The sequence below is a fragment of the Halomonas sp. 707B3 genome (assembly GCF_024158645.1).
In the GTDB taxonomy this organism is placed as follows: domain Bacteria; phylum Pseudomonadota; class Gammaproteobacteria; order Pseudomonadales; family Halomonadaceae; genus Vreelandella; species Vreelandella lionensis.
Genome location: NZ_JAMZBE010000019.1, coordinates 1 through 22,842 on the forward strand (window position 1 = coordinate 1; position 22,842 = coordinate 22,842).

Consider the following 22,842-nt stretch of genomic DNA (forward strand, 5'->3'; position numbering starts at 1 on the left):
TTTCTGACCTTTGTGGCCACGGCCGCCGGTCTTACCAAGACCGGAACCGATACCACGACCAACGCGCTTTTCAGCGTGTTTGGAGCCCGGTGCCGGGCTCAGGGTATTGAGTTTCATGGATTACTCTCCCTCAACGCGCACAAGGTAGTTAACCTTGTGGATCATGCCGCGCACGGCAGGGGTGTCTTCCAGCTCAACCGTATGACCGATGCGACGCAGACCCAGGCCTTTCATAGTAGCCTTGTGCTTGGGCAAAACGCCGATGGTGCTGCGGATCTGGGTAACCTTGATCGTTGCTGCCATGGTGCCTTACCCCGTGATCGCTTCGACAGACAGACCGCGCTTAGCGGCCACGTCTTCCGGTGCTTGCATGGAGGAGAGACCTTTGACAGTCGCCCGTACCACGTTAACCGGGTTGGTGGAACCGTAGCACTTGGCCAGTACATCGTGGACACCGGCTAGCTCTAGTACAGAGCGCATGGCGCCACCGGCGATGATACCGGTACCTTCAGAGGCCGGCTGCATGTACACCTTGGAAGCGCCATGACGGGCTTTTACCGGGTACTGCAGTGTGTGGCCTGCAAGGTTAACCTTGACCATGTTGCGACGAGCTTGGTCCATCGCTTTCTGGATTGCGACCGGCACTTCACGCGCCTTGCCACGACCGAAACCGACACGACCTTTACCATCACCAACGACGGTCAGTGCGGTGAAGCCGAAAATACGACCACCTTTGACCACCTTGGCGACGCGGTTGACCTGCACTAACTTCTCTTGCAGATCGCCGCTTTGCTGTTCGTTCTTCGCCATCGTAAAACCCTTTAGAATTCCAGGCCGCCTTCACGAGCGGCGTCGGCCAGAGCCTTGACGCGACCGTGATACTTAAAGCCAGCACGGTCGAAGGCCACCTGGGTGATGCCTGCTTCTTTAGCGCGCTCAGCAATCAGAGCACCGACCTTAGAGGCCGCGTCTGTGTTGCCGGTCGCACCCTCGCGCAGTGCTTTGTCCAGCGTAGAAGCACTGGCTAGCACTTTGCCACCATCCGGCGAGATAATCTGCGCGTAGATGTGACGCGGGGTACGGTTGACGCACAGGCGATACACGCCCAGCTCGCGGATCTTGGCGCGAGCGCGGCGGGCACGACGGAGACGAGATTCTTTCTTCGCGTTCATAACCCTGCCTTACTTCTTCTTGGCTTCTTTGCGACGCACCTGCTCGTCGGCGTACCGAACACCCTTGCCTTTATACGGCTCAGGCGGACGGAAGGCGCGGATTTCCGCGGCGCACTGACCGAGCATCTGCTTGTCCGCGCTTTTCAGCACGATCACGGTGTTTTTCGGCGTTTCCGCTGTAACACCCTTAGGCAGTTCGTAGTCGACCGGGTGCGAGAAGCCCAGTGAAAGATTGAGCGTCTGGCCCTTAGCTTGGGCACGATAACCGACGCCAACAATTTCGAGAGTTTTTGTGAAACCCTCGGATACGCCCGTTACCAGGTTCTGAACCAAGGCGCGGGTAGTACCGGCCATTGCCCAGCTCTTGGCAGACTCACTCGGGGCGAAGGTCAGCTGACCATCTTCCTGACCGATCACCACGTCTTGGTGAACAGTCATAGATAGTGTGCCCTGGCCGCCTTTGGCGGTCAGCTGGTCGGCATTGATTTTAACCTCAACGCCGGCAGGCACTTTAACCGGATATTTCGCTATGCGGGACATTCCAGCCTCCTAGAATACGGTGCAGATGACTTCGCCACCGACGCCTGCTTGGCGCGCGGCACGATCGGTCATGACACCATTAGAGGTGGTGACAATCGCGATACCCAGACCATCGGCGACCTTAGGCAGGTTGTCCTTGCCCTTGTACTGGCGCAGAGACGGCTTGGAAACCCGCTGAATGTGCTCAATAACCGGCTTGCCCTCAAAATACTTGAGAGTCACGGTGAGCTCGGGTTTAACGCCTTCAGCCACCGTAAAGTCGGTAATGTAGCCTTCTTCCTTTAGCACTCGGGCCACTTCAACTTTCAGCTTGGAGGACGGCATGGTAGCCGTCTCCTTGGTGGCCATCTGCGCATTGCGGATACGGGTAAACATATCCGCCAGAGTGTCTTGCATGCTCATTTAATGTGCGCTCCTGATGATTCTACGTGGCGTTACCAGCTGGACTTTTTCAGACCAGGGACGTCGCCACGCATGGCGGCTTCACGCAGCTTGTTACGGCCGAGACCGAACTTGTTGTAAAAACCGTGCGGACGGCCAGTCACGCGGCAGCGGTTACGCTGACGCACCGGGCTTGAGTCGCGCGGCAGTTGCTGCAGCTTCAGCGTCGCCTCGAAACGATCTTCTTCAGAAGCGTTCACGTCCGAGATGATTTTCTTGAGCTCTGCGCGCTTAGCCGCATACTTCTCGACTAGCTGAGTACGCTTGAGCTCACGCTCTACCATACTTTTCTTAGCCATGATCCAACCCTTATTTCTTGAACGGGAAGTTCAGTGCAGCTAATAGCGCACGACCTTCCTCGTCGGTGTTGGCGGTAGTAGTGATAGTGACGTCCAGCCCCCGTACGCGATCGATTTTATCATACTCGATCTCTGGGAAGATGATCTGCTCACGCACACCCATAGAGTAATTGCCGCGACCGTCAAAAGACTTCGGATTGAGACCACGGAAGTCACGCACGCGAGGAATCGCAATGTTTACCAAGCGGTCCAGGAAGTCCCACATGCGCGCGGAGCGCAGCGTTACTTTGATACCGATTGGCCAACCTTCGCGCACCTTGAAGCCCGCGATGGACTTGCGTGCCTTGGTCACCAGCGGCTTTTGACCAGAGAGTTTCTCCAGGTCGCCGATGGCATTGTCGATCAGCTTTTTATCGCTGACCGCTTCGCCGATACCCATGTTCAGAGTCACTTTCGTGATCCGGGGTACCTGCATTACGTTGGCGTAGCTGAACTGCTCTTTGAGTTGAGCCACCACCTCGTTTTGATAACGTTCTTTCAAGTTCGCCATTTTGCTACCCGACTCGCGTTAGGCGTCGATCTGCGTCTGCGTCGACTTGTAGATACGTACCTTGGTACCGTCTTCCTTAACTTGGAAGCCGACGCGATCCGCCTTACCGGTCTCCGAATTGAAGATGGCTACGTTGGACGCGTGAATCGGAGCCTCACGCTCGACGATACCGCCCTGATTACCCGCCATGGGATTAGGCTTGGTGTGACGTTTAATCATGTTCACACCGGACACCACGAAGCGGTTTTCTAATACCCGCTTAACAGTGCCACGCTTGCCTTTATCCTTCCCGGCGATGACGATGACTTCATCGTCACGTTTGATCTTTTGCATATCCGCCTCGCTCCTTACAGCACTTCAGGCGCTAGGGAAATGATCTTCATGAACTTCTCATTACGAAGTTCACGAGTTACCGGCCCGAAGATACGCGTGCCGATCGGCTGTTCGTTGGTGTTGTTCAACAAAACTGCCGCATTTCCATCGAAACGGATCAGCGAACCGTCACTACGACGGACGCCACTACGGGTGCGAACTACTACCGCTTTCAGCACTTGGCCTTTTTTGACCTTACCGCGCGGAATAGCTTCTTTCACCGTTACTTTAATGACGTCACCAACGCGGGCGTAACGACGGTGTGAACCGCCTAGCACCTTGATGCATTGCACCCGGCGCGCTCCGCTGTTGTCGGCGACATCCAGCATTGTCTGAGTCTGAATCATCGGTTTTCTCCAAACCTAATCTGACTGCACTGGTTGGACAGACCTAGGAATTAACCTTTGGCCTGCTCGACCACCTCGACCAGCGTCCAGGCTTTCTTCTTGGAAAGCGGACGGCACTCCTGAATGGAAACCGTATCGCCTGCCTTTGCCTGGTTCGCCTCATCATGGGCGTGCAGCTTGGTGGAGCGCTTAACGTATTTTCCGTAGATCGGGTGACGCTCACGACGCTCGATCATAACGACGATGGACTTATCCATCTTGTCGCTGACCACCTTGCCGGTCAGCGTACGTGTTTTCTTCTCTTCGGCCATCTCAATCACCTGCCTTCTCGTTGAGCATAGTCTTAACGCGGGCGATATCCCGACGGACCTGCTTGAGCAGATGAGTCTGGCTCAGTTGGCCTGTGGCCTTCTGCATGCGCAGGTTAAACTGCTCGCGGAGGAGCTCGAGGAGCTGCTCTTTGAGCTCTCCTACGGACTTTTCACGAATTTCCTGGGCTTTCATCACATCACCGTCCGTTTCGCAAAGGTGGTGGACAGGGGCATCTTCTGGGCGGCCAGTTCAAATGCTTCACGGGCCAACTCTTCGGATACACCTTCAATTTCATACAGAACCCGACCCGGCTGGATCTGGGCTACCCAGTACTCAACTGAACCTTTACCCTTACCCATACGAACTTCGAGCGGCTTCTTGGAGATCGGCTTGTCAGGGAAAACGCGGATCCAGATCTTACCGCCACGCTTAACGTGACGTGTGATCGCACGACGGCCTGCTTCGATCTGGCGCGCAGTAATGCGGCCACGACCAGTTGCTTTGAGACCGTATTCCCCGAAGCTGATCTTGCTTCCGCGATGCGCCAGGCCACGGTTGCGGCCTTTCATCATCTTGCGGAATTTCATACGCTTGGGCTGTAACATCGACTCGCTCTCCCCTTACCTGGAACCTTTCTTCTTGGGCGCGTTGCCGGCAGGCTGCTGTTGCTTAGCCTTGGCACGTACTTCCTCGATACCGCCGAGGATTTCACCCTTGAAGATCCACACTTTGACGCCGATGACGCCGTAGGTGGTGTGAGCTTCGTAAGTGGCGTAGTCAATGTCCGCACGCAGAGTGTGCAGCGGAACGCGACCTTCGCGGTACCATTCGGTACGTGCGATTTCGGCACCACCCAGACGACCTGACAGCTGAATCTTGATGCCGCCAGCGCCAAGACGCATTGCGTTTTGTACCGCGCGCTTCATCGCACGACGGAACATAACGCGACGCTCAAGCTGACCTGCTACGTTAGCAGCAACCAGCTTGGCATCCAGCTCCGGCTTGCGAACTTCTTCGATGTTCACATGAACCGGAACACCCATCATCTCGGTGAGATCGCGACGCAGACGGTCGACATCTTCACCTTTCTTACCAATCACAATACCCGGACGGGCAGTGTGAATGGTGATGCGGGCATTGTTAGCCGGACGCTCGATGTGAATGCGGCTTACGGAGGCGTTTTTCAAACGCTCTTCCAGGAAGCTGCGCACTTCGAGATCGTTGTTGAGCTTATCGGCATAGGCGCCGCGCTCGGCATACCAGACAGAAGCATGGTCTTTGACGATGCCCAGTCGAATGCCTGTTGGATTGACTTTCTGACCCATCTGGTCGACTCCTACTTCTCGGCTACCTTGACGGTGATGTGGCAGGTGCGCTTCAAGATACGATCCGCACGGCCTTTGGCGCGCGGCTTGATACGCTTAAGCGTCATGCCCTCATCGACGCAGATGGTCGAGACACGCAGCTCGTCGATGTCCATGCCGTTGTTTTCTTCCGCATTCGCGATGGCGGACTGAAGCACTTTCTTGACCAGTTTGGCAGCCTTCTTCGGGGAGAAGGTCAGCAGGTCAAGAGCTTCGGCGACCGGTTTACCGCGCACCTGGTCAGCCACCAAACGGGCCTTCTGTGCGGATAAAGCAGCGCCACTCAGCTTAGCTGTGACTTCCATCTCTTAATCCTCTCTGGCTTACCGTTTGGCTTTCTTGTCCGCCGCATGCCCGCGATAAGTGCGAGTAGCAGCGAATTCGCCCAGCTTGTGACCAACCATTTCCTCGGAAACATGCACCGGGACGTGTTGGCGACCGTTATGGACAGCGATTGTGAGGCCTACCATGTTTGGCAGGATCATCGAACGACGCGACCAAGTCTTGATCGGTTTACGGTCGTTCTTCTCCACTGCAGCCTCTACCTTCTTCAAAAGATGAAGGTCAATGAAGGGACCTTTCTTTAGTGAACGTGGCACAGCCGTTACCTCTTAATGTCTTGGCAATTTAGATCAACGTGTCTTATTACGACGACGAACGATCAGCTTGTCGGTGCGCTTGTTCTTACGCGTCTTGTGACCCTTAGTCGGCACGCCCCATGGGGATACCGGGTGACGACCACCACTGGTGCGGCCTTCACCACCACCGTGCGGGTGATCCACCGGGTTCATCGCGACACCGCGAACAGTCGGACGCACACCTCTCCAGCGCTTCGCACCGGCCTTGCCAAGTTGACGCAGGCTGTGCTCGGAGTTGCTCACTTCACCCAAGGTTGCGCGGCATTCAGCCAAAACCTTGCGCATTTCGCCAGAGCGAAGACGCAGGGTGGCGTAATTACCTTCACGAGCAACCAGCTGAGCGCTAGTACCGGCACTGCGAGCAATCTGCGCGCCTTTACCCGGCTTCAGTTCGATACCGTGAACGGTAGAACCCAGCGGGATGTTACGCAGAGGCAAGGCATTGCCTTTCTTGATGGGCGCGTTAACACCAGATTCCAGCACGTCACCCGCGCTGACACCTTTCGGTGCAATGATGTAACGACGCTCGCCATCGGCATACTTCAGCAGCGCAATGTGCGCACTGCGGTTCGGGTCGTGCTCCAGACGCTCAACAGTGGCAGGAATGCCATCTTTGGTGCGTTTGAAGTCGATCAACCGATAGTGATGACGGTGACCACCGCCCACGTGGCGGGTGGTGATGCGACCGTAGTTGTTACGGCCACCGGACTTGGACTGTTTTTCCAAAAGCGGTGCATAAGCACGGCCCTTGTACAGTTCCTCACCAACGATCTTGACGACGTGGCGACGACCGGCGGATGTGGGTTTGGTCTTGACGATTGCCATTATCCGTACTCCTGCCCTTATTCGGCGCCAGAGAAGTCTTCGAGCGTTTCACCCGCAGCCAGGGTCACATACGCTTTGCGGTAACCCTTACGCAGGCCAACGCCGTGAGCAGTACGCTTTGTTTTACCCTTAACGTTCAGCACCTGAACGCTGCCGACCTTCTTGCCGAACAGTGCTTCAACGGCTTTCTTGATCTCGGGCTTGGTAGCATCGCTTGCCACCTTGAAAACGTACTGGTTGCGCTCGGCTGCCATCGCGGCCTTTTCGGTCACGTGCGGTCCAAGCAGAACCTTGAATACGCGTTCCTGGTTCATGCCAGCTTCTCCTCGAATTTACGCAGGGCGGAGACGGTGACCAGGACCTTATCAAAGGCAACCAGGCTCACCGGATCAGCTGCAGCGACATCCACCACATCGACGTGGGGAAGGTTGCGTGCGGCCAGATAGAGCGTTTCGTCAACTTCTTCAGTGACGATCAACACTTTCTCAAGGTTGAGCTCTTTCAGCTTGGCAGCTACCTGCTTGGTCTTCGGCGCTTCTACGCTGAACTCTTCAATAGCGACTAAACGCTCTTGACGTACCAGCTCAGACAGGATGGAACGCATCGCCGCGCGGTACATTTTGCGGTTAACTTTCTGGCTGAAGTCCTGAGGACGCGCCGCGAAAGTAACACCGCCACTGCGCCACAGCGGAGAGCGAATAGTACCGGCACGTGCACGACCGGTACCCTTCTGACGCCACGGCTTCTTACCACCACCACGTACGTCGGAACGGTTCTTTTGAGCGCGTGTACCCTGACGGCCACCAGCCAAGTAGGCGGTAACGACCTGGTGCACCAGCGCTTCGTTGAATTCTTTGCCAAAAGTGGCGTCGGCTACTTCAACGGTACCCGTGCCTGCAGCAAGATTCAGATTCATTGGTAATTATCCCCTTCAGCCAGCTTTCACGGCGCTGCGAACGATAACGTCGCTACCGGTAGCACCCGGTACTGCGCCTTTGATCAGCAGCAGGTTACGCTCGGCGTCGACACGGACGATCTCAAGGCTCTGTACGGTGCAACGGGTGTTACCCATTTGACCGGCCATTTTCTTGCCTTTGAATACGCGACCAGGTGTCTGACACATGCCGATAGAACCCGGCGCGCGATGCGACAGGGAGTTACCATGGCTGTTGTCTTGGGTACGGAAGTTCCAGCGCTTAACAGCACCCTGGAAGCCTTTACCCTTAGAGGTGCCGGTCACGTCGATCATTTGACCAGCTTCGAAGAGGGATACGGTGAGTTCGCCACCCACTTCAGGAGCTTCTTCGCCTTCTGCAAGACGGAATTCCATCAGTGAACGACCAGCCTCAACACCCGCCTTGGCAAACTGTCCAGCTTGCGCTTTGGTGAGGTGCTTGGCTTTACGAGAACCTGTAGTCACCTGAACCGCTGCGTAGCCGTCAGACTCAATGGTCTTAACGCGCGTTACACGGTTAGGATCAACTTCAATAACGGTCACGGGCACGGATGCGCCATCTTCGGTAAAGACACGGGTCATCCCGGCCTTTTTACCGACTAAACCGATAGTCATACTCAGTCTCCTATAGTGTACGGGGCTATCACCCGCTATGGCTGCCCTTTCCAGAGCATTCCACTAGCACATTGTGTGGCGCCTCACGGCGCGGCGGCTGCTGCTCACATACTAAAAACGGTGAGCGCTGGGCCGCGAAGTGTCTAGTGTATTAGTCGAGCTTGATTTGCACGTCTACGCCAGCGGCGAGATCGAGCTTCATCAGCGCATCAACAGTTTTCTCGGTCGGCTCAACGATGTCGAGCACACGCTTGTGAGTACGAATCTCATACTGATCACGCGCATCTTTGTTGACGTGCGGTGAAATCAGAATGGTATAGCGCTCGCGGTTGGTTGGCAGCGGAATCGGCCCACGAACCTGAGCACCAGTACGCTTAGCGGTTTCAACGATCTCCGCTGTGGACTGATCGATCAGGCGATGGTCGAACGCTTTCAACCGAATGCGAATCTTTTGGTTCTGCATTTGCCCTAAACTCCAATGGATGTCGACGGCGCGAGCCGTCTACCCACGCATTCAAAGGATGCGCATTATAGGCACGCCAAAAGCACATGTCAAACATTTGCGATTGGTGCGCAGAAAAGGGGGCTCACAAGAGCCCCCTCTCATCATCAAGTAATCAGATTACTTAACGATCTTGGCCACAACGCCAGCACCAACGGTACGACCACCTTCGCGAATAGCGAAGCGCAGACCGTCGTCCATAGCGATCGGAGCGATCAGGGTAACAACCATTTTCACGTTGTCGCCCGGCATTACCATTTCAACGCCTTCCGGCAGTTCACAAGTACCAGTTACGTCAGTGGTACGGAAGTAGAACTGCGGACGGTAGCCCTTGAAGAAAGGCGTGTGACGACCACCTTCTTCTTTGGACAGTACGTATACTTCTGCTTCGAAGGTAGTGTGCGGGTTGATGGTGCCCGGCTTGGCCAGAACCTGACCACGCTCGACGTCATCACGCTTAGTACCACGCAGCAGGGCGCCAACGTTCTCACCCGCACGACCTTCGTCGAGCAGCTTACGGAACATTTCAACGCCAGTAACGATGGTTTTGGTGGTGTCGCGGATACCCACGATTTCCACTTCTTCACCGGCTTTAACGATACCGCGCTCTACACGACCGGTAACAACAGTACCACGGCCAGAGATAGAGAATACGTCTTCGATCGGCATCAGGAACGGCTGGTCGATAGCACGCTCCGGCTCAGGGATGTACTCATCCAGAGCTTTGATCAGGTTAGCTACCGCAGTAGTACCCATGCCGTTCTCGTCTTCACCATTCAGCGCCATCAGGGCAGAACCAGTGATGATCGGCGTGTCGTCGCCCGGGAAGTCGTACTCGTCGAGGAGTTCACGAACTTCCATCTCTACCAGCTCGAGCAGCTCTTCGTCATCAACCATGTCCGCTTTGTTCAGGAACACAACGATGAACGGAACGCCAACCTGGCGAGACAGCAGGATGTGCTCGCGAGTCTGCGGCATGGGGCCGTCAGCGGCAGAACATACCAGGATCGCGCCGTCCATCTGGGCAGCACCGGTGATCATGTTCTTGACGTAGTCAGCGTGTCCCGGGCAGTCAACGTGAGCGTAGTGACGCTCTTCAGACTGGTACTCAACGTGAGATGTAGCGATGGTGATACCGCGCTCACGCTCTTCCGGAGCGTTATCGATGGTATCAAACTCACGCCAGTCGCCGCCGAAAACCTCAGCAGACACACGGGTCAGGGCCGCTGTCAGAGTCGTTTTACCGTGGTCGACGTGACCGATGGTGCCGACGTTGACGTGCGGTTTGGAACGTTCAAATTTTTCCTTAGCCACTGCTATAACCTCTTTACGTTAGCTAACGGTTAACCGTTTTGATTGATGACGGCTTCAACGACGCTGGAGGGCGCCTCCTCGTACTTCGCGAACTCCATAGAGTAGCTCGCACGGCCCTGGGTCTGTGAGCGCAGATCGGTTGCGTAACCGAACATCTCACCCAGTGGCACCGTTGCACGAATGACTTTACCAGAAGAAGAGTCATCCATGCCCTGCACCAGACCGCGACGACGGCTCAGGTCGCCCATGACGTCACCCATAAACTCTTCGGGGGTCACGATTTCGACCTTCATCACCGGCTCCAGCAGCACGGCCTTGGCCTTCCTGGCACCTTCTTTCACTGCCATAGAAGAAGCAATCTTGAACGCAGTCTCGTTGGAGTCCACGTCGTGGAAGGAGCCATCGAACAGCGACACTTTAACGTCGATCATCGGGTAACCCGCGATGACGCCGTTTTTGAGCTGCTCATAAGCACCCTTCTCAACCGCAGGCACGTATTCCTTCGGAACCACACCACCTACGATCTCAGAGTTGAATTTGAAGAAAATTTCGTCTTCGCCTTCACCCTTCTCTTCTGCAGTCAGCGGCTCAATACGCAGCCACACATGACCGTACTGACCACGACCACCGGACTGACGTACGAACTTGCCTTCCTGCTCGACGCTGCCGCGAATCGTTTCGCGGTAGGCAACCTGCGGCTTACCGATGTTCGCTTCTACCTTGAACTCGCGACGCATACGGTCAACGATGATGTCCAGGTGCAGCTCACCCATACCAGAAATAATGGTCTGGCCGGTTTCTTCGTCGGTCTTAACCTGGAAAGAGGGATCTTCCTGGGCTAGTTTACCCAGTGCAACGCCCATTTTTTCCTGGTCAGCTTTGGACTTCGGCTCAACGGCAACCGAGATTACCGGATCCGGGAACTCCATGCGCTCGAGAACGATCTTGTTGTCGATATCGCACAGGGTGTCACCGGTGGTGACGTCCTTCAGACCGATACAAGCGGCGATGTCGCCTGCCAGTATTTCTTTGATCTCTTCGCGGGAGTTGGCGTGCATCTGAACGATACGACCAACACGCTCTTTCTTCTGCTTAACAGAGTTATAAACGCCGTCACCAGATTTCAGAACGCCCGAATAAACGCGAATAAAGGTCAGCGTACCAACGAAGGGGTCGGTGGCGATTTTAAAAGCCAACGCCGCAAACGGCGCACTGTCATCCGCCACACGGGTAGCAATGGTGCCGTCTTTATCGTCCAACTCACCTTCAATCGCCTTAACTTCCGTCGGCGAAGGCATGTATTCGATAACGCCGTCCAGAACCGCCTGAACACCTTTGTTCTTGAACGCAGAACCACAGGTAACCAGAACGATTTCGTTGGCCAGGGTACGCGCGCGCAGACCAGCCTTGATTTCAGCGACGGTTAGCTCGCCTTCTTCAAGGTACTTGTCCATCAGCTCTTCAGAGCCTTCAGCGGCAGCTTCAACCATCTCTTCGCGATACTTCTCAGCTGTTTCTTGCAGTTCAGCCGGAATATCGACGAGGTCGAAGTTCATGCCCAGGCTCTCTTCGTCCCACAAGATGGCTTTCATCTCGATCAGGTCGATAACGCCTTTGAAGTCTTCTTCCGTACCCCAGTTGATCTGAATGGGCACAGCATTAGCGTTGAGACGCTCTTTCAGCTGGTTAACAACCATGAAGAAGTCAGCGCCGGTACGGTCCATCTTGTTGACGAAGACCATGCGCGGAACTTCATACTTGTTAGCCTGACGCCATACTGTTTCGGTCTGCGGCTGAACGCCGGAGGAGCCGCACAGTACAACGACCGCGCCATCAAGAACACGCAGCGAACGCTCAACTTCGATAGTGAAGTCAACGTGCCCGGGGGTGTCGATGATGTTAATGCGGTGCTCATCAAACTGCTTACTCATGCCCTGCCAGAAACAGGTAGTTGCAGCTGAGGTGATAGTGATACCACGCTCCTGCTCCTGCTCCATCCAGTCCATGGTCGCTGCACCGTCGTGTACTTCACCCACCTTGTGGGAAAGACCGGTGTAGAACAGTACGCGTTCAGTTGTCGTGGTTTTACCCGCGTCAACGTGAGCGACGATACCGATATTGCGATAGCGATTTAGTGGAGTCTTGCGTGCCACGGTGAAGCTCCCGTTAGTTGGCGATGCTCGTTAATCCAGCGGTGCTATTTCTGCCTATGCCACCGCCGCCATCGATAACGATAGCGGCGGCGTGTTGCAGCATGACGAAAAATTTCTTTAACGCAGCGCAACCGACAGCAGAAAACACAAACTTAGAAACGCCGAGCTTAGAAACGATAGTGAGAGAAGGCCTTGTTGGCTTCTGCCATACGGTGCACATCTTCACGCTTCTTAACAGCCGAGCCTTTGCCTTCAGCGGCATCCAGCATTTCACCTGCCAGGCGCTGAACCATCGTTTTCTCACCGCGACGACGCGCAGCGTCTACCAACCAGCGCATAGCTAGCGCTTGGCGGCGTGACGGACGAACTTCAACCGGTACCTGATAGGTCGCACCACCAACGCGGCGCGATTTTACTTCGACCATCGGCTGGATGGTTTCCAGCGCTTTGTCGAAGATTTCCAGCGGCTCTTCTTTGCTACGCTCGGCAACCTTGTCCAACGCACCATAAACGATGCGCTCAGCTACGGACTTCTTGCCGCTGACCATCAGGTGGTTCATGAACTTCGCCAGACGCTCACTTCCGAACTTAGGATCCGGCAGGATTTCGCGTTTAGCTACAACTCTTCTTCTAGGCATGATAAGCCCTCAATTAAGGATCCTTCAGGTAAACCCGGGACTAACATGCGCTTTCAGCGTTGCCCGACCTTACTCTTATCAGACCGTCATATTCGTGTGAAAGGTAACGCCACAGCGCGACGGGCGCTGCGATAAGCTGTCTTAGGACTTCGGACGCTTAGTACCGTACTTAGAACGACCCTGCTTACGGTTCTGTACGCCAGAGGTGTCAAGGGCGCCACGAACGGTGTGATAACGCACACCTGGCAAATCCTTTACACGGCCGCCGCGAATCAGAACAACAGAGTGCTCTTGGAGGTTGTGACCTTCACCACCAATGTAAGAAGACACTTCAAAGCCATTCGTCAGGCGCACACGGCAGACCTTACGCAGGGCCGAGTTCGGCTTCTTAGGGGTAGTGGTGTAAACGCGCGTACAAACGCCACGTTTTTGCGGGCATGCCTGAAGCGCAGGCACGTCACTTTTAGTGACGGGGCGCTTGCGCGGCTTGCGCACTAGCTGATTAATCGTTGCCATGGTGTTTAGCTGACTCCAATGGTTGCCTTAGCCTTTAACAAGTACTAGCAGCGGATGCGGGCGCACCCGCCCCACTGTTAAAGGCTGCGCATTCTAAAGGCTGACCCTAGGTGGCGTCAAGTCTTGCTGGCGAATTCGCCAGCAAGACTGTGCCATAAGGGCCAGCCACTCGTTGTTGCTCGTTGCCTACCAGTGATTACAAATCGTCGTCTGAATCAAGGGCTGTCAACTGAGCGCCAAGCTCCTGCTCTACCTCGGTGGCCGAGGGATTGAACAGACGCTCTACGTCTTCGCGCTTGCGACGACGCTCTGCGTGGTGAGTCAGACCGGTACCTGCCGGAATCAGACGTCCAACCACCACGTTCTCTTTTAGGCCGCGCAGGTAGTCGCGCTTGCCGGTTACCGCTGCTTCGGTCAGTACGCGGGTCGTTTCCTGGAACGACGCTGCGGAAATGAACGATTCAGTGGCCAAGCTGGCCTTAGTGATACCCAGCAGCAAGCGTTGATACTTGGCCGGGAACTTACCTTCTTTCTCAAGCCGTGCGTTCTGTTCAAGCACACGCACCAACTCGGCCTGGTCGCCGGTGATGAAGTCAGAGTCGCCGGAGTCGGTGATCTCTACCTTACGCAGCATCTGACGCACGATCACTTCGATGTGCTTATCGTTGATGCCTACACCCTGCAGACGATAAACGTCCTGCACTTCGGCAGTGATATATTTAGCCAGTTCCGCGACACCCAGCAGACGCAGGATATCGTGGGGGTTGCTCGGGCCATCCGAAATGACTTCACCCTTCTCAACCGCTTCCCCTTCGAAGACGGCGATTTGACGCCATTTCGGGATCAGCGCTTCAAACGGATCACCAGATTCCGGGGTAATCGTCAGACGACGCTTACCCTTGGTCTCTTTACCGAAGCTGATAACACCGCTGATTTCTGCAAGAATCGCAGACTCTTTCGGTTTACGCGCTTCGAACAGGTCAGCAACCCGCGGCAGACCACCGGTGATGTCTTTGTTACCAGACGCTTCAACCGGAATACGTGCAACGACCTCACCCACGCCGATGGTCGCGCCATCGTCTACGGAGATAATCGAGTTGCCCGGCAGCAGGTACTGAACCGGTGTGTTGGAGCCGGATACAGAAACGTACTCGCCAGCAGCGTCTTTCAGCATCACCATCGGTCGCTTGTCGCGGCCCGCCATCGGGCGTGCTGCAGACTCAATTACTTCGATAGACGACAGACCAGTCATTTCATCGACGCTGCGGTGCATGGTGACACCCTCGTCAAGGTCGATGAACTGCGCCTTACCTTCTACCTCGGCAATGATCGGATGCGTGTGCGGATCCCACTTAGCCACGACCGCACCGGCATCGACAACATCGCCGTCGCGTACGGAAAGCTCGGCACCGTAGGGCAGCTTGTAGTACTCACGCTCACGGCCATGGTCATCGGCAACCGCCAAGGCGCTTGAACGAGACACCACCACCAGCTTGCCATCGGCACGCTCTACGTGCTTGATGTTGTGCAGGCGTACTTTACCGCCGTGCTTCACCTGAACGCTATCGACCGCCGATGAACGCGAGGCCGCACCACCGATGTGGAACGTACGCATGGTCAGCTGGGTACCCGGCTCACCGATCGACTGTGCGGCGATAACACCCACAGACTCACCGATGTTGACCTGATGGCCACGGGCAAGGTCACGACCGTAACAGGACGAACATACGCCGTGAGCCGTATCACAGGTGATGGTTGAACGAACGATAATTTCGTCCACACCCATGGTATCCAGCGATGCACACCATTTCTCATCAAGCAGTGTATTACGCGGGATCAGTACTTCTTCAGTGCTCGGGTCAACCACGTCCTGCGCAACCACACGGCCCAGTACACGCTGAGACAGCGGTACGATGATGTCACCACCCTCGATGATCGGGTGCAGTGTCAGGCCATTTTCAGTGCCACAGTCGGTCTCGGTAATGACCAAGTCCTGAGCAACGTCCACCAGACGACGAGTCAGGTAACCGGAGTTGGCCGTTTTCAGGGCCGTATCCGCCAGACCTTTACGCGCGCCGTGGGTCGAGATGAAGTACTGAAGTACGTTCAGACCTTCACGGAAGTTAGCCACGATCGGCGTTTCGATGATCGAGCCATCCGGCTTGGCCATCAAGCCACGCATACCCGCCAGCTGACGAATCTGGGCAGCACTACCACGAGCACCGGAGTCGGCCATGATGAAGACGCTATTGAAGGAGTCTTGCTCAACTTCATTACCGTCACGATCAACGACCGTCTCCTTCGAGATACCGACCATCATCGCCTTGGCAACTTTATCGTTCGCCTTGGACCAGATATCGATAACCTTGTTGTACTTCTCACCCGCCGTTACCAGACCAGAAGAGAACTGATCTTCAATCTCTTTAACTTCCGCTTCGGCGGCGTCAACGATCTCGGTTTTGGCATCGGGGATAACGAAGTCGTTAACACCGATAGAGGCACCGGACCACGTCGCGAGACGGAAACCGGTATACATCAGTTGGTCAGCGAAGATGACGGTCGGCTTAAGGCCAGCACGACGATACACTTCGTTAATCAGGCTGGAGATCGCCTTCTTCTTCATCGGCTGATCAATCAGCGCGAACGGCACGCCTTCCGGCAGAATGCGGAACAGCAGCGCACGGCCCACGGTGGTGTCGTAAATGCGACGGTGGAAACTACGCTCACCGGTCTCTTCTTCGACATCGACTTCATCAAGACGCACTTTCACGCGGGCGTGTAGTGAGACCGAATGTGTACCAAACGCGCGCTCCACCTCATTGAGGCCAGAGAACACCATGCCCTCGCCTTTGGCGTTGATCTTTTCGCGGGTCATGTAGTATAGACCCAGAACAACGTCCTGCGACGGGACGATGATCGGCTCGCCGTTGGCAGGCGACAGCACGTTGTTGGTCGCCATCATCAGCGCACGTGCTTCGAGCTGTGCTTCCAGGGTCAGCGGTACGTGGACCGCCATCTGGTCACCGTCAAAGTCGGCGTTGTAGGCCGCACACACCAGCGGGTGCAGCTGGATCGCCTTACCTTCGATCAGCAGCGGCTCGAACGCCTGGATGCCCAAACGGTGCAGCGTCGGCGCACGGTTAAGCAGTACCGGGTGTTCGCGGATAACGTCGGCCAGGATGTCCCACACTTCCGGCAGTTCACGTTCAACCATCTTCTTCGCCGCTTTGATCGTGGACGCATGGCCCAGCGATTGAAGCTTGGAGTAGATGAACGGCTTGAACAGCTCGAGCGCCATTTTCTTCGGCAGACCACACTGGTGCAGACGCAGGGTCGGACCGACGGTGATGACCGAACGGCCTGAGTAGTCTACGCGCTTACCCAACAAGTTCTGACGGAAACGACCCTGCTTACCTTTGATCATATCGGCAAGCGATTTCAGCGGGCGCTTGTTAGAGCCGGTAATCGCACGGCCACGGCGGCCGTTATCCAGCAGTGCGTCGACCGCTTCCTGCAGCATCCGCTTCTCGTTGCGCACGATGATATCCGGCGCATTCAGATCCAGCAGACGCTTCAGACGGTTGTTACGGTTGATCACCCGACGGTAAAGGTCGTTGAGATCCGAGGTCGCGAAGCGGCCGCCATCCAGCGGTACCAGCGGACGCAGGTCCGGCGGCAGCACAGGCAGTACTTCCATGACCATCCACGCCGGCGCGTTGCCGGAGTGGTAGAACGCTTCTAGCAGCTTCAGGCGCTTAGACAGCTTCTTGATCTTGGTTTCAGAGTTCGTCTGCGGAATTTCTTCACGCAGGTGGTTAATCTCTTCTTCCAGATCGATGTCTTTCAGCAGCTCTTGAACGGCTTCGGCACCCATACGGGCGTCGAAGTCGTCGCCGAACTCTTCCAGCGCTTCGAAGTACTGCTCGTCGTTCAACAGCTGACCACGCTCCAGCGTGGTCATGCCTGGGTCGATAACGACAAAGCTTTCAAAGTACAGCACGCGCTCGATATCACGCAGGGTCATATCGAGGAACATACCGATACGCGACGGCAGTGACTTCAGGAACCAAATGTGAGCGACCGGCGATGCCAGCTCGATATGGCCCATGCGCTCACGGCGCACGGCAGCCTTGGTGACTTCAACGCCACACTTCTCACAGATGATACCGCGGTGCTTCATGCGCTTATATTTGCCGCACAAGCACTCGTAGTCTTTGACCGGACCAAAAATCTTGGCGCAGAACAGACCGTCCCGCTCCGGTTTAAAGGTACGGTAGTTGATGGTCTCAGGCTTCTTCACCTCGCCAAACGACCAGGAGCGAATCATGTCCGGCGACGCGAGGGTAATCTTGATCGCGTCGAACTCTTCGGACTGAGACTGCGATTTGAGTACTTTCACCAAATCTTTCATATGACGGCTCCTAGCTCTCTAACTCGATATCGATGCCCAGCGAGCGGATTTCCTTCACGAGTACGTTGAAGGATTCCGGCATGCCTGCCTGCATGGTGTGGTCGCCATCCACGATGTTTTTATACATCTTGGTGCGGCCTTCGACGTCGTCCGACTTGACGGTGAGCATCTCTTGTAGCGTGTACGCGGCGCCGTATGCTTCCAACGCCCACACTTCCATCTCACCGAAGCGCTGACCACCGAACTGCGCCTTACCACCCAGCGGCTGCTGCGTAACAAGCGAGTAAGAACCGGTAGAACGCGCGTGCATCTTGTCGTCTACCAAGTGGTTAAGCTTCAGCATGTACATGTAGCCAACGGTGACCGGACGGTCAAACGCGTCGCCAGTACGGCCATCGTACAGCGCCATTTGGCCAGACTCAGGAATGTCCGCCAGCTTCAGCAGATGCTTGATTTCGTGCTCTTTGGCACCGTCAAACACCGGCGTGGCCATCGGCACACCGCCTTTGAGGTTCTTCGCCAGCGCGATGACTTCGTCATCGGTCAGCGAGTCGATATCCTCAACGCGGGTACCCGGCGTGTTATACACCTGACCCAGGAAGTCGCGAATTTCAGCAACCTGCTGGCCACGAGCATCACGCAGCATGGCGTCAATCTTGACCCCGAGACCACGTGCCGCCATACCCAGGTGGGTTTCCAGGATCTGACCGACGTTCATACGCGACGGTACGCCCAGCGGGTTCAGCACCACGTCGACCGGCTCGCCCTTCTCGTCGAACGGCATGTCTTCGATGGGCATGATCGCGGAGATAACACCTTTGTTACCGTGACGACCGGCCATCTTGTCACCGGGCTGAATGCGACGCTTGACCGCCATATAGACTTTGACGATTTTCAGCACGCCCGGTGCGAGGTCGTCGCCCTGGGTCAGCTTGCGCTTCTTATCTTCGAAACGCTCGTCCATCTCTTTACGGCGGTTCTCGAGCTGCTCATCAGCCTGGGCCAGCAGTTCGTTGTAGGCTTCATCCTGCATGCGCAGTTTGAACCACTGCTGACGCGGCAGCTCGTCGAGATAATCCTCGTCCAGCACGTCGCCTTTCTTCAGGTTCGGGCCGCCATTAACCGCTTGGCCATCCAGCGTACGCTTCAGACGCTCAAAAGTAGCGTCTTCGGCAATACGGTAGGTTTCCTGAAGATCTTTACGCACTTCGTCCAGCTGCATCTGCTCGATGGAGAGTGCGCGGGAGTCTTTTTCAACGCCGTCACGGGTAAATACTTGAACGTCGATAACCGTACCTTTCATGCCGGTCGGGGCACGCAAGGAGGTATCTTTTACGTCAGACGCTTTTTCACCAAAGATGGCGCGTAGCAGTTTCTCTTCTGGCGTCAGCTGGGTTTCGCCTTTGGGCGTTACCTTACCGACCAGAATGTCACCGGGACCAACTTCAGCACCAATGTAAACAACGCCCGCCTCGTCCAGTTTACCCAGCGCGGACTCACCGACGTTGGGAATATCGGAGGTGATCTCTTCCGGCCCTAACTTGGTGTCGCGAGACACACAGGTCAGTTCCTGAATGTGGATCGTGGTGAAACGGTCTTCTTGAACAACCCGCTCTGACAGCAGGATGGAGTCCTCGAAGTTGTAACCGTTCCAGGGCATGAACGCGATGCGCATGTTCTGGCCAAGCGCCAGGTCGCCCATGTCGACAGACGGGCCATCGGCCAGAATGTCACCACGTGCAACGCTGTCGCCAGGACGCACGATGGGGCGCTGGTTCATACAGGTGTTCTGGTTAGAACGGGTGTACTTGGTCAGGTTGTAGATATCAACGCCAGCTTCACCGCCGATGATTTCATCTTCGTTCACCCGAACCACGACACGACGCGCATCGACGGAGTCGATCACGCCGCCACGACGCGCCACGGCACAGACGCCGGAGTCACGGGCAACGAAACGCTCCATGCCGGTACCTACCAGCGGCTTATCAGCACGCAGGGTCGGAACGGCCTGACGCTGCATGTTCGCACCCATCAAGGCGCGGTTAGCATCATCGTGCTCAAGGAACGGGATCAGTGCCGCCGCGACCGATACGACCTGACGCGGAGATACATCCATCAGCGTCACTTGCTCAGGACGCATAAAGGTGGTCTCACCGCGGTGGCGTACCTGTACCAGGTCATCAATCAGCTTGCCGGACTCGTCAACCGCCGCAGACGCCTGGGCGATAACAAAGTCACCTTCCTCAATCGCTGACAGGTGCACGATATCGTCAGTGACCTGACAGGCATTCACTTTGCGGTACGGTGTTTCCAAGAAGCCGTAGCTATTGGTATGACTGTACGTTGCCAGCGAGTTGATCAGACCGATGTTCGGGCCTTCCGGCGTTTCGATCGGGCACAGGCGGCCGTAGTGCGTAGCGTGAACGTCACGTACTTCGAAGCCTGCACGCTCACGGGTCAGACCACCCGGGCCGAGTGCAGACACACGACGCTTGTGAGTCACCTCAGACAGCGGGTTGTTCTGGTCCATAAACTGAGAAAGCTGGCTAGAACCGAAGAACTCTTTCACCGCCGCCGCTACGGGCTTGGCGTTGATCAGGTCTTGCGGCATCAGACCTTCGCTTTCCGCCATGGAAAGACGCTCTTTCACCGCGCGCTCAACGCGCACCAGGCCTACACGGAACTGGTTCTCGGCCATTTCGCCAACGCAGCGAATACGGCGGTTACCCAGGTGATCGATATCGTCCACGTCGCCGAAGCCGTTACGAATATTGATCAGCTCGCGCAGCACATCGAGGATGTCCTTGCGATCCAGCACGCCGGAGCCGGTGTCGCTTTCACGACGCAGGCGACGATTGAACTTCATCCGACCAACGCCCGACAGGTCGTAGCGGTCTTCGGTGAAGAACAGGTTATGGAACAGCGTCTCGGCAGCCTCTTTGGTAGGCGGCTCGCCTGGGCGCATCATGCGGTAAATCTCTACCAACGCTTCCAGCTGAGAACCGGTGGTATCCAGTTTCAGGGTATCGGAAATGAACGAACCGCAGTCGAGGTCGTTGGTATAGAGGGTTTCGATATGCGTGATACCGCCCTGAGCCATACGCTCAAGGACTTCCGGAGTGATTTCCGTATTACACGGGCAGATCAGCTCACCGGTTTTGGTATCGATCTGATCTTTGGCCAGCGTTTTGCCGAACAGGTACTCCATCGGCACTTCCAGACGCTCAAGGCCAGTTTTTTCCAGCTGACGAATGTGCTTCTGGGTAATCCGGCGGCCCTCTTCCACAATCACGTCGCCTTCGCCATCCTTGATGTCGAAGGTCGCGGTTTCACCGCGCAGGCGTGACGGTACCAGCTCCACAGAAAAGCCGGTCTTCTCAATGTGGAATTTGCTGGTTTCGAAGAACTCAGCCAGGATCTCTTCGGTGCTCATACCCAGCGCACGCATCAGTACCGAGGCCGGCAGTTTGCGGCGACGGTCAATACGTACAAAGACGTTGTCTTTCGGGTCGAACTCGAAGTCCAGCCAAGAGCCACGGTAAGGAATCACGCGAGCAGAGTAGAGCAACTTACCAGAGGAGTGGCTCTTACCTTTGTCGTGATCAAAGAACACACCGGGCGAGCGGTGGAGCTGGGAAACGATAACCCGCTCAGTACCGTTAATGACAAAGGTACCGTTCTCGGTCATCAGGGGGATTTCCCCCATGTAGACTTCCTGCTCTTTGATATCCTTGATTGCCTTGTTCGAAGAGTCGCGATCATAGATGATCAAGCGAACCTTGACGCGCAGCGGAGCGGAATAGGTCACGCCACGCAGCTGACACTCTTTGACATCGAACGCTGGCGTACCGAAGCGGTAGCTGACGTATTCCAGGGCCGCATTGCCGGAGAAGCTCTCGATCGGGAACACGGACTTGAACGCCGCGTGCAAGCCAACCTCGTGGCGCTCGTCGGGCGAACGATCCTGCTGGAGAAAGTCGTAGTAGGAATCAAGCTGGATGGCCAGCAAGTAAGGCACATCCATCACTTGGGGCAGTTTGCCGAAATCCTTGCGGATGCGTTTTTTCTCAGTATATGAGTAAGCCATCTGTATTCCCCAGCTTGTTCACCATGGGTGACCGATGCGTGGTCATCTGCCCCGCGGGCGTTTCAGACGCAGACAGCAAGCTCCTAAATCGGTAGCTCGCCGTCAAAAATCTTGATAGATAACAGTGTTACAGTAGTGCTGTTCGCGCTTTGCTGTCGCTTGCTAGCATCACTCGCGCTTCACAACTTACGCGTTACAACAACGTACGCTTCACAACAACGGTCTTACTGTTTTGCTGCTTTTTACCGCAGCGCTTCTGCTGTTGCCTTGCAGCATACTACAACAGAAAAAGGCCGGCAGCGGGATAGCCCGCCGCCAGCCGTGGAAGCTTACGCAGCGCGTAAAGCCATCAGCACAAGTATTACTTGAGCTCGACGGTTGCGCCCGCTTCTTCCAGCTTCTTCTTAGCTGCTTCAGCGTCGTCTTTAGACATCGCTTCTTTGATGGTCGCCGGCGCGCCGTCAACGGCACCTTTGGCTTCTTTCAGGCCAAGACCGGTGATTTCACGAACAGCTTTGATGACGTTAACTTTCTTGTCACCAGCAGAAGCCAGTACCAGGTCAAATTCAGTCTGCTCTTCAGCAGCTGCTTCGCCGCCAGCAGCCGGGCCAGCCATAACGGCTGCCGCTGCAGAAACGCCGAATTTCTCTTCCATCGCTTCGATCAGCTCGACAACTTCCATTACGGACATGTCGGCTACAGCATTGATGATATCGTCTTTGGTCAGTGCCATTGTTTCATTCCTAACTTTGCGGGAGTCTCGGTCGGCCGAGAGCTCGGGGTTCATTGCT

Annotated in this window: 27 protein-coding genes and 1 pseudogene; all 28 read right to left on the reverse strand. The window is 55.8% G+C overall.

Annotation, left to right across the window (positions count from 1 at the left end; genetic code table 11):
* A pseudogene (gene rplO, locus BIS10_RS04410) lies at positions 1–117 on the reverse strand (50S ribosomal protein L15); the annotation flags it as partial.
* 3 nt (positions 118–120) lie between these two features.
* Positions 121–303, reverse strand: a complete 183-nt coding sequence (gene rpmD / locus BIS10_RS04415; protein WP_009723888.1) for a 50S ribosomal protein L30 — start codon at positions 301–303, stop codon at positions 121–123.
* 6 nt (positions 304–309) lie between these two features.
* A complete protein-coding gene (rpsE, locus tag BIS10_RS04420; RefSeq protein ID WP_007111990.1) occupies positions 310–810 on the reverse strand; it encodes a 30S ribosomal protein S5 in 501 nt (166 codons plus the stop codon).
* An 11-nt stretch (positions 811–821) separates the two neighbouring features.
* Complete coding sequence (rplR, locus tag BIS10_RS04425; RefSeq protein ID WP_044628825.1) at positions 822–1,172, reverse strand: 50S ribosomal protein L18; 351 nt, start codon at positions 1,170–1,172, stop codon at positions 822–824.
* A 9-nt stretch (positions 1,173–1,181) separates the two neighbouring features.
* Positions 1,182–1,712 (reverse strand): 50S ribosomal protein L6, encoded by a 531-nt coding sequence (rplF, locus tag BIS10_RS04430; protein ID WP_083026201.1) that lies wholly within the window; start codon positions 1,710–1,712, stop codon positions 1,182–1,184.
* A gap of 9 nt (positions 1,713–1,721) precedes the next feature.
* Complete coding sequence (gene rpsH / locus BIS10_RS04435) at positions 1,722–2,114, reverse strand: 30S ribosomal protein S8 (RefSeq protein WP_009723892.1); 393 nt, start codon at positions 2,112–2,114, stop codon at positions 1,722–1,724.
* A gap of 32 nt (positions 2,115–2,146) precedes the next feature.
* Positions 2,147–2,452, reverse strand: a complete 306-nt coding sequence (gene rpsN / locus BIS10_RS04440; RefSeq protein ID WP_044628827.1) for a 30S ribosomal protein S14 — start codon at positions 2,450–2,452, stop codon at positions 2,147–2,149.
* Positions 2,453–2,462: 10 nt separating this feature from the next.
* A complete protein-coding gene (gene rplE, locus BIS10_RS04445) occupies positions 2,463–3,002 on the reverse strand; it encodes a 50S ribosomal protein L5 (protein ID WP_054640904.1) in 540 nt (179 codons plus the stop codon).
* An 18-nt stretch (positions 3,003–3,020) separates the two neighbouring features.
* Positions 3,021–3,335 (reverse strand): 50S ribosomal protein L24, encoded by a 315-nt coding sequence (gene rplX, locus BIS10_RS04450; RefSeq protein WP_009723895.1) that lies wholly within the window; start codon positions 3,333–3,335, stop codon positions 3,021–3,023.
* A 14-nt stretch (positions 3,336–3,349) separates the two neighbouring features.
* Complete coding sequence (gene rplN, locus BIS10_RS04455) at positions 3,350–3,721, reverse strand: 50S ribosomal protein L14 (protein WP_009723896.1); 372 nt, start codon at positions 3,719–3,721, stop codon at positions 3,350–3,352.
* 50 nt (positions 3,722–3,771) lie between these two features.
* Entirely contained in the window at positions 3,772–4,032 is a 261-nt protein-coding gene (gene rpsQ, locus BIS10_RS04460) for a 30S ribosomal protein S17 (protein ID WP_009723897.1), read from the reverse strand.
* Between the two features lies 1 nt (position 4,033).
* Positions 4,034–4,225 carry a 50S ribosomal protein L29 gene (gene rpmC / locus BIS10_RS04465; RefSeq protein WP_062373720.1) on the reverse strand — a complete coding sequence of 64 codons (192 nt, stop codon included), beginning with the start codon at positions 4,223–4,225 and terminating at the stop codon, positions 4,034–4,036.
* On the reverse strand, positions 4,225–4,638 hold the full coding sequence (rplP, locus tag BIS10_RS04470; protein ID WP_007112000.1) for a 50S ribosomal protein L16: 414 nt from the start codon (positions 4,636–4,638) through the stop codon (positions 4,225–4,227). Before rplP ends, rpmC begins: the two co-directional genes overlap by 1 nt.
* Positions 4,639–4,653: 15 nt before the next feature.
* A complete protein-coding gene (gene rpsC / locus BIS10_RS04475) occupies positions 4,654–5,358 on the reverse strand; it encodes a 30S ribosomal protein S3 (protein WP_018917731.1) in 705 nt (234 codons plus the stop codon).
* Positions 5,359–5,369: 11 nt separating this feature from the next.
* Complete coding sequence (gene rplV, locus BIS10_RS04480) at positions 5,370–5,702, reverse strand: 50S ribosomal protein L22 (protein WP_044628831.1); 333 nt, start codon at positions 5,700–5,702, stop codon at positions 5,370–5,372.
* 18 nt (positions 5,703–5,720) lie between these two features.
* The gene (gene rpsS, locus BIS10_RS04485; RefSeq protein WP_009098993.1) at positions 5,721–5,996 is read right to left on the reverse strand and encodes a 30S ribosomal protein S19; all 276 of its coding nucleotides are present in this window, start codon (positions 5,994–5,996) and stop codon (positions 5,721–5,723) included.
* 33 nt (positions 5,997–6,029) lie between these two features.
* A complete protein-coding gene (gene rplB, locus BIS10_RS04490; RefSeq protein WP_044628832.1) occupies positions 6,030–6,860 on the reverse strand; it encodes a 50S ribosomal protein L2 in 831 nt (276 codons plus the stop codon).
* A 17-nt stretch (positions 6,861–6,877) separates the two neighbouring features.
* Positions 6,878–7,174, reverse strand: a complete 297-nt coding sequence (rplW, locus tag BIS10_RS04495; RefSeq protein WP_009723902.1) for a 50S ribosomal protein L23 — start codon at positions 7,172–7,174, stop codon at positions 6,878–6,880.
* Positions 7,171–7,776: a 50S ribosomal protein L4 gene (rplD, locus tag BIS10_RS04500; protein ID WP_062363019.1), complete on the reverse strand. Its 606-nt coding sequence runs from the start codon at positions 7,774–7,776 to the stop codon at positions 7,171–7,173. The genes rplW and rplD overlap by 4 nt, the downstream gene beginning before the upstream one ends.
* A 15-nt stretch (positions 7,777–7,791) precedes the next feature.
* Positions 7,792–8,430 carry a 50S ribosomal protein L3 gene (gene rplC, locus BIS10_RS04505; protein ID WP_044628835.1) on the reverse strand — a complete coding sequence of 213 codons (639 nt, stop codon included), beginning with the start codon at positions 8,428–8,430 and terminating at the stop codon, positions 7,792–7,794.
* A 151-nt stretch (positions 8,431–8,581) separates the two neighbouring features.
* Positions 8,582–8,893, reverse strand: a complete 312-nt coding sequence (gene rpsJ, locus BIS10_RS04510; RefSeq protein WP_009098983.1) for a 30S ribosomal protein S10 — start codon at positions 8,891–8,893, stop codon at positions 8,582–8,584.
* Positions 8,894–9,052: 159 nt separating this feature from the next.
* Positions 9,053–10,246 (reverse strand): elongation factor Tu, encoded by a 1,194-nt coding sequence (gene tuf, locus BIS10_RS04515; protein ID WP_253502925.1) that lies wholly within the window; start codon positions 10,244–10,246, stop codon positions 9,053–9,055.
* A gap of 29 nt (positions 10,247–10,275) precedes the next feature.
* Positions 10,276–12,399 carry an elongation factor G gene (gene fusA, locus BIS10_RS04520; RefSeq protein WP_253502928.1) on the reverse strand — a complete coding sequence of 708 codons (2,124 nt, stop codon included), beginning with the start codon at positions 12,397–12,399 and terminating at the stop codon, positions 10,276–10,278.
* 167 nt (positions 12,400–12,566) lie between these two features.
* Positions 12,567–13,037: a 30S ribosomal protein S7 gene (rpsG, locus tag BIS10_RS04525; protein WP_016915771.1), complete on the reverse strand. Its 471-nt coding sequence runs from the start codon at positions 13,035–13,037 to the stop codon at positions 12,567–12,569.
* 141 nt (positions 13,038–13,178) lie between these two features.
* Positions 13,179–13,553, reverse strand: a complete 375-nt coding sequence (gene rpsL / locus BIS10_RS04530; protein WP_009098973.1) for a 30S ribosomal protein S12 — start codon at positions 13,551–13,553, stop codon at positions 13,179–13,181.
* Between the two features lie 196 nt (positions 13,554–13,749).
* Positions 13,750–17,964, reverse strand: a complete 4,215-nt coding sequence (gene rpoC, locus BIS10_RS04535) for a DNA-directed RNA polymerase subunit beta' (protein ID WP_253502931.1) — start codon at positions 17,962–17,964, stop codon at positions 13,750–13,752.
* Positions 17,965–17,974: 10 nt separating this feature from the next.
* Complete coding sequence (gene rpoB, locus BIS10_RS04540) at positions 17,975–22,051, reverse strand: DNA-directed RNA polymerase subunit beta (protein ID WP_253502934.1); 4,077 nt, start codon at positions 22,049–22,051, stop codon at positions 17,975–17,977.
* Between the two features lie 361 nt (positions 22,052–22,412).
* Positions 22,413–22,784 (reverse strand): 50S ribosomal protein L7/L12, encoded by a 372-nt coding sequence (rplL, locus tag BIS10_RS04545; RefSeq protein ID WP_253502939.1) that lies wholly within the window; start codon positions 22,782–22,784, stop codon positions 22,413–22,415.
* Positions 22,785–22,842 lie beyond the last annotated feature (58 nt).

Coding starts and splice junctions, on each gene's coding strand:
- rpmD (WP_009723888.1), bottom strand. CDS start 303: ATGGCAGCAACGATCAAGGTTACCCAGATCCGCAGCACCATCGGCGTT.
- rpsE (WP_007111990.1), bottom strand. CDS start 810: ATGGCGAAGAACGAACAGCAAAGCGGCGATCTGCAAGAGAAGTTAGTG.
- rplR (WP_044628825.1), bottom strand. CDS start 1,172: ATGAACGCGAAGAAAGAATCTCGTCTCCGTCGTGCCCGCCGCGCTCGC.
- rplF (WP_083026201.1), bottom strand. CDS start 1,712: ATGTCCCGCATAGCGAAATATCCGGTTAAAGTGCCTGCCGGCGTTGAG.
- rpsH (WP_009723892.1), bottom strand. CDS start 2,114: ATGAGCATGCAAGACACTCTGGCGGATATGTTTACCCGTATCCGCAAT.
- rpsN (WP_044628827.1), bottom strand. CDS start 2,452: ATGGCTAAGAAAAGTATGGTAGAGCGTGAGCTCAAGCGTACTCAGCTA.
- rplE (WP_054640904.1), bottom strand. CDS start 3,002: ATGGCGAACTTGAAAGAACGTTATCAAAACGAGGTGGTGGCTCAACTC.
- rplX (WP_009723895.1), bottom strand. CDS start 3,335: ATGCAAAAGATCAAACGTGACGATGAAGTCATCGTCATCGCCGGGAAG.
- rplN (WP_009723896.1), bottom strand. CDS start 3,721: ATGATTCAGACTCAGACAATGCTGGATGTCGCCGACAACAGCGGAGCG.
- rpsQ (WP_009723897.1), bottom strand. CDS start 4,032: ATGGCCGAAGAGAAGAAAACACGTACGCTGACCGGCAAGGTGGTCAGC.
- rpmC (WP_062373720.1), bottom strand. CDS start 4,225: ATGAAAGCCCAGGAAATTCGTGAAAAGTCCGTAGGAGAGCTCAAAGAG.
- rplP (WP_007112000.1), bottom strand. CDS start 4,638: ATGTTACAGCCCAAGCGTATGAAATTCCGCAAGATGATGAAAGGCCGC.
- rpsC (WP_018917731.1), bottom strand. CDS start 5,358: ATGGGTCAGAAAGTCAATCCAACAGGCATTCGACTGGGCATCGTCAAA.
- rplV (WP_044628831.1), bottom strand. CDS start 5,702: ATGGAAGTCACAGCTAAGCTGAGTGGCGCTGCTTTATCCGCACAGAAG.
- rplB (WP_044628832.1), bottom strand. CDS start 6,860: ATGGCAATCGTCAAGACCAAACCCACATCCGCCGGTCGTCGCCACGTC.
- rplW (WP_009723902.1), bottom strand. CDS start 7,174: ATGAACCAGGAACGCGTATTCAAGGTTCTGCTTGGACCGCACGTGACC.
- rplD (WP_062363019.1), bottom strand. CDS start 7,776: ATGAATCTGAATCTTGCTGCAGGCACGGGTACCGTTGAAGTAGCCGAC.
- rplC (WP_044628835.1), bottom strand. CDS start 8,430: ATGACTATCGGTTTAGTCGGTAAAAAGGCCGGGATGACCCGTGTCTTT.
- rpsJ (WP_009098983.1), bottom strand. CDS start 8,893: ATGCAGAACCAAAAGATTCGCATTCGGTTGAAAGCGTTCGACCATCGC.
- rpsG (WP_016915771.1), bottom strand. CDS start 13,037: ATGCCTAGAAGAAGAGTTGTAGCTAAACGCGAAATCCTGCCGGATCCT.
- rpsL (WP_009098973.1), bottom strand. CDS start 13,553: ATGGCAACGATTAATCAGCTAGTGCGCAAGCCGCGCAAGCGCCCCGTC.
- rpoC (WP_253502931.1), bottom strand. CDS start 17,964: ATGAAAGATTTGGTGAAAGTACTCAAATCGCAGTCTCAGTCCGAAGAG.
- rpoB (WP_253502934.1), bottom strand. CDS start 22,051: ATGGCTTACTCATATACTGAGAAAAAACGCATCCGCAAGGATTTCGGC.
- rplL (WP_253502939.1), bottom strand. CDS start 22,784: ATGGCACTGACCAAAGACGATATCATCAATGCTGTAGCCGACATGTCC.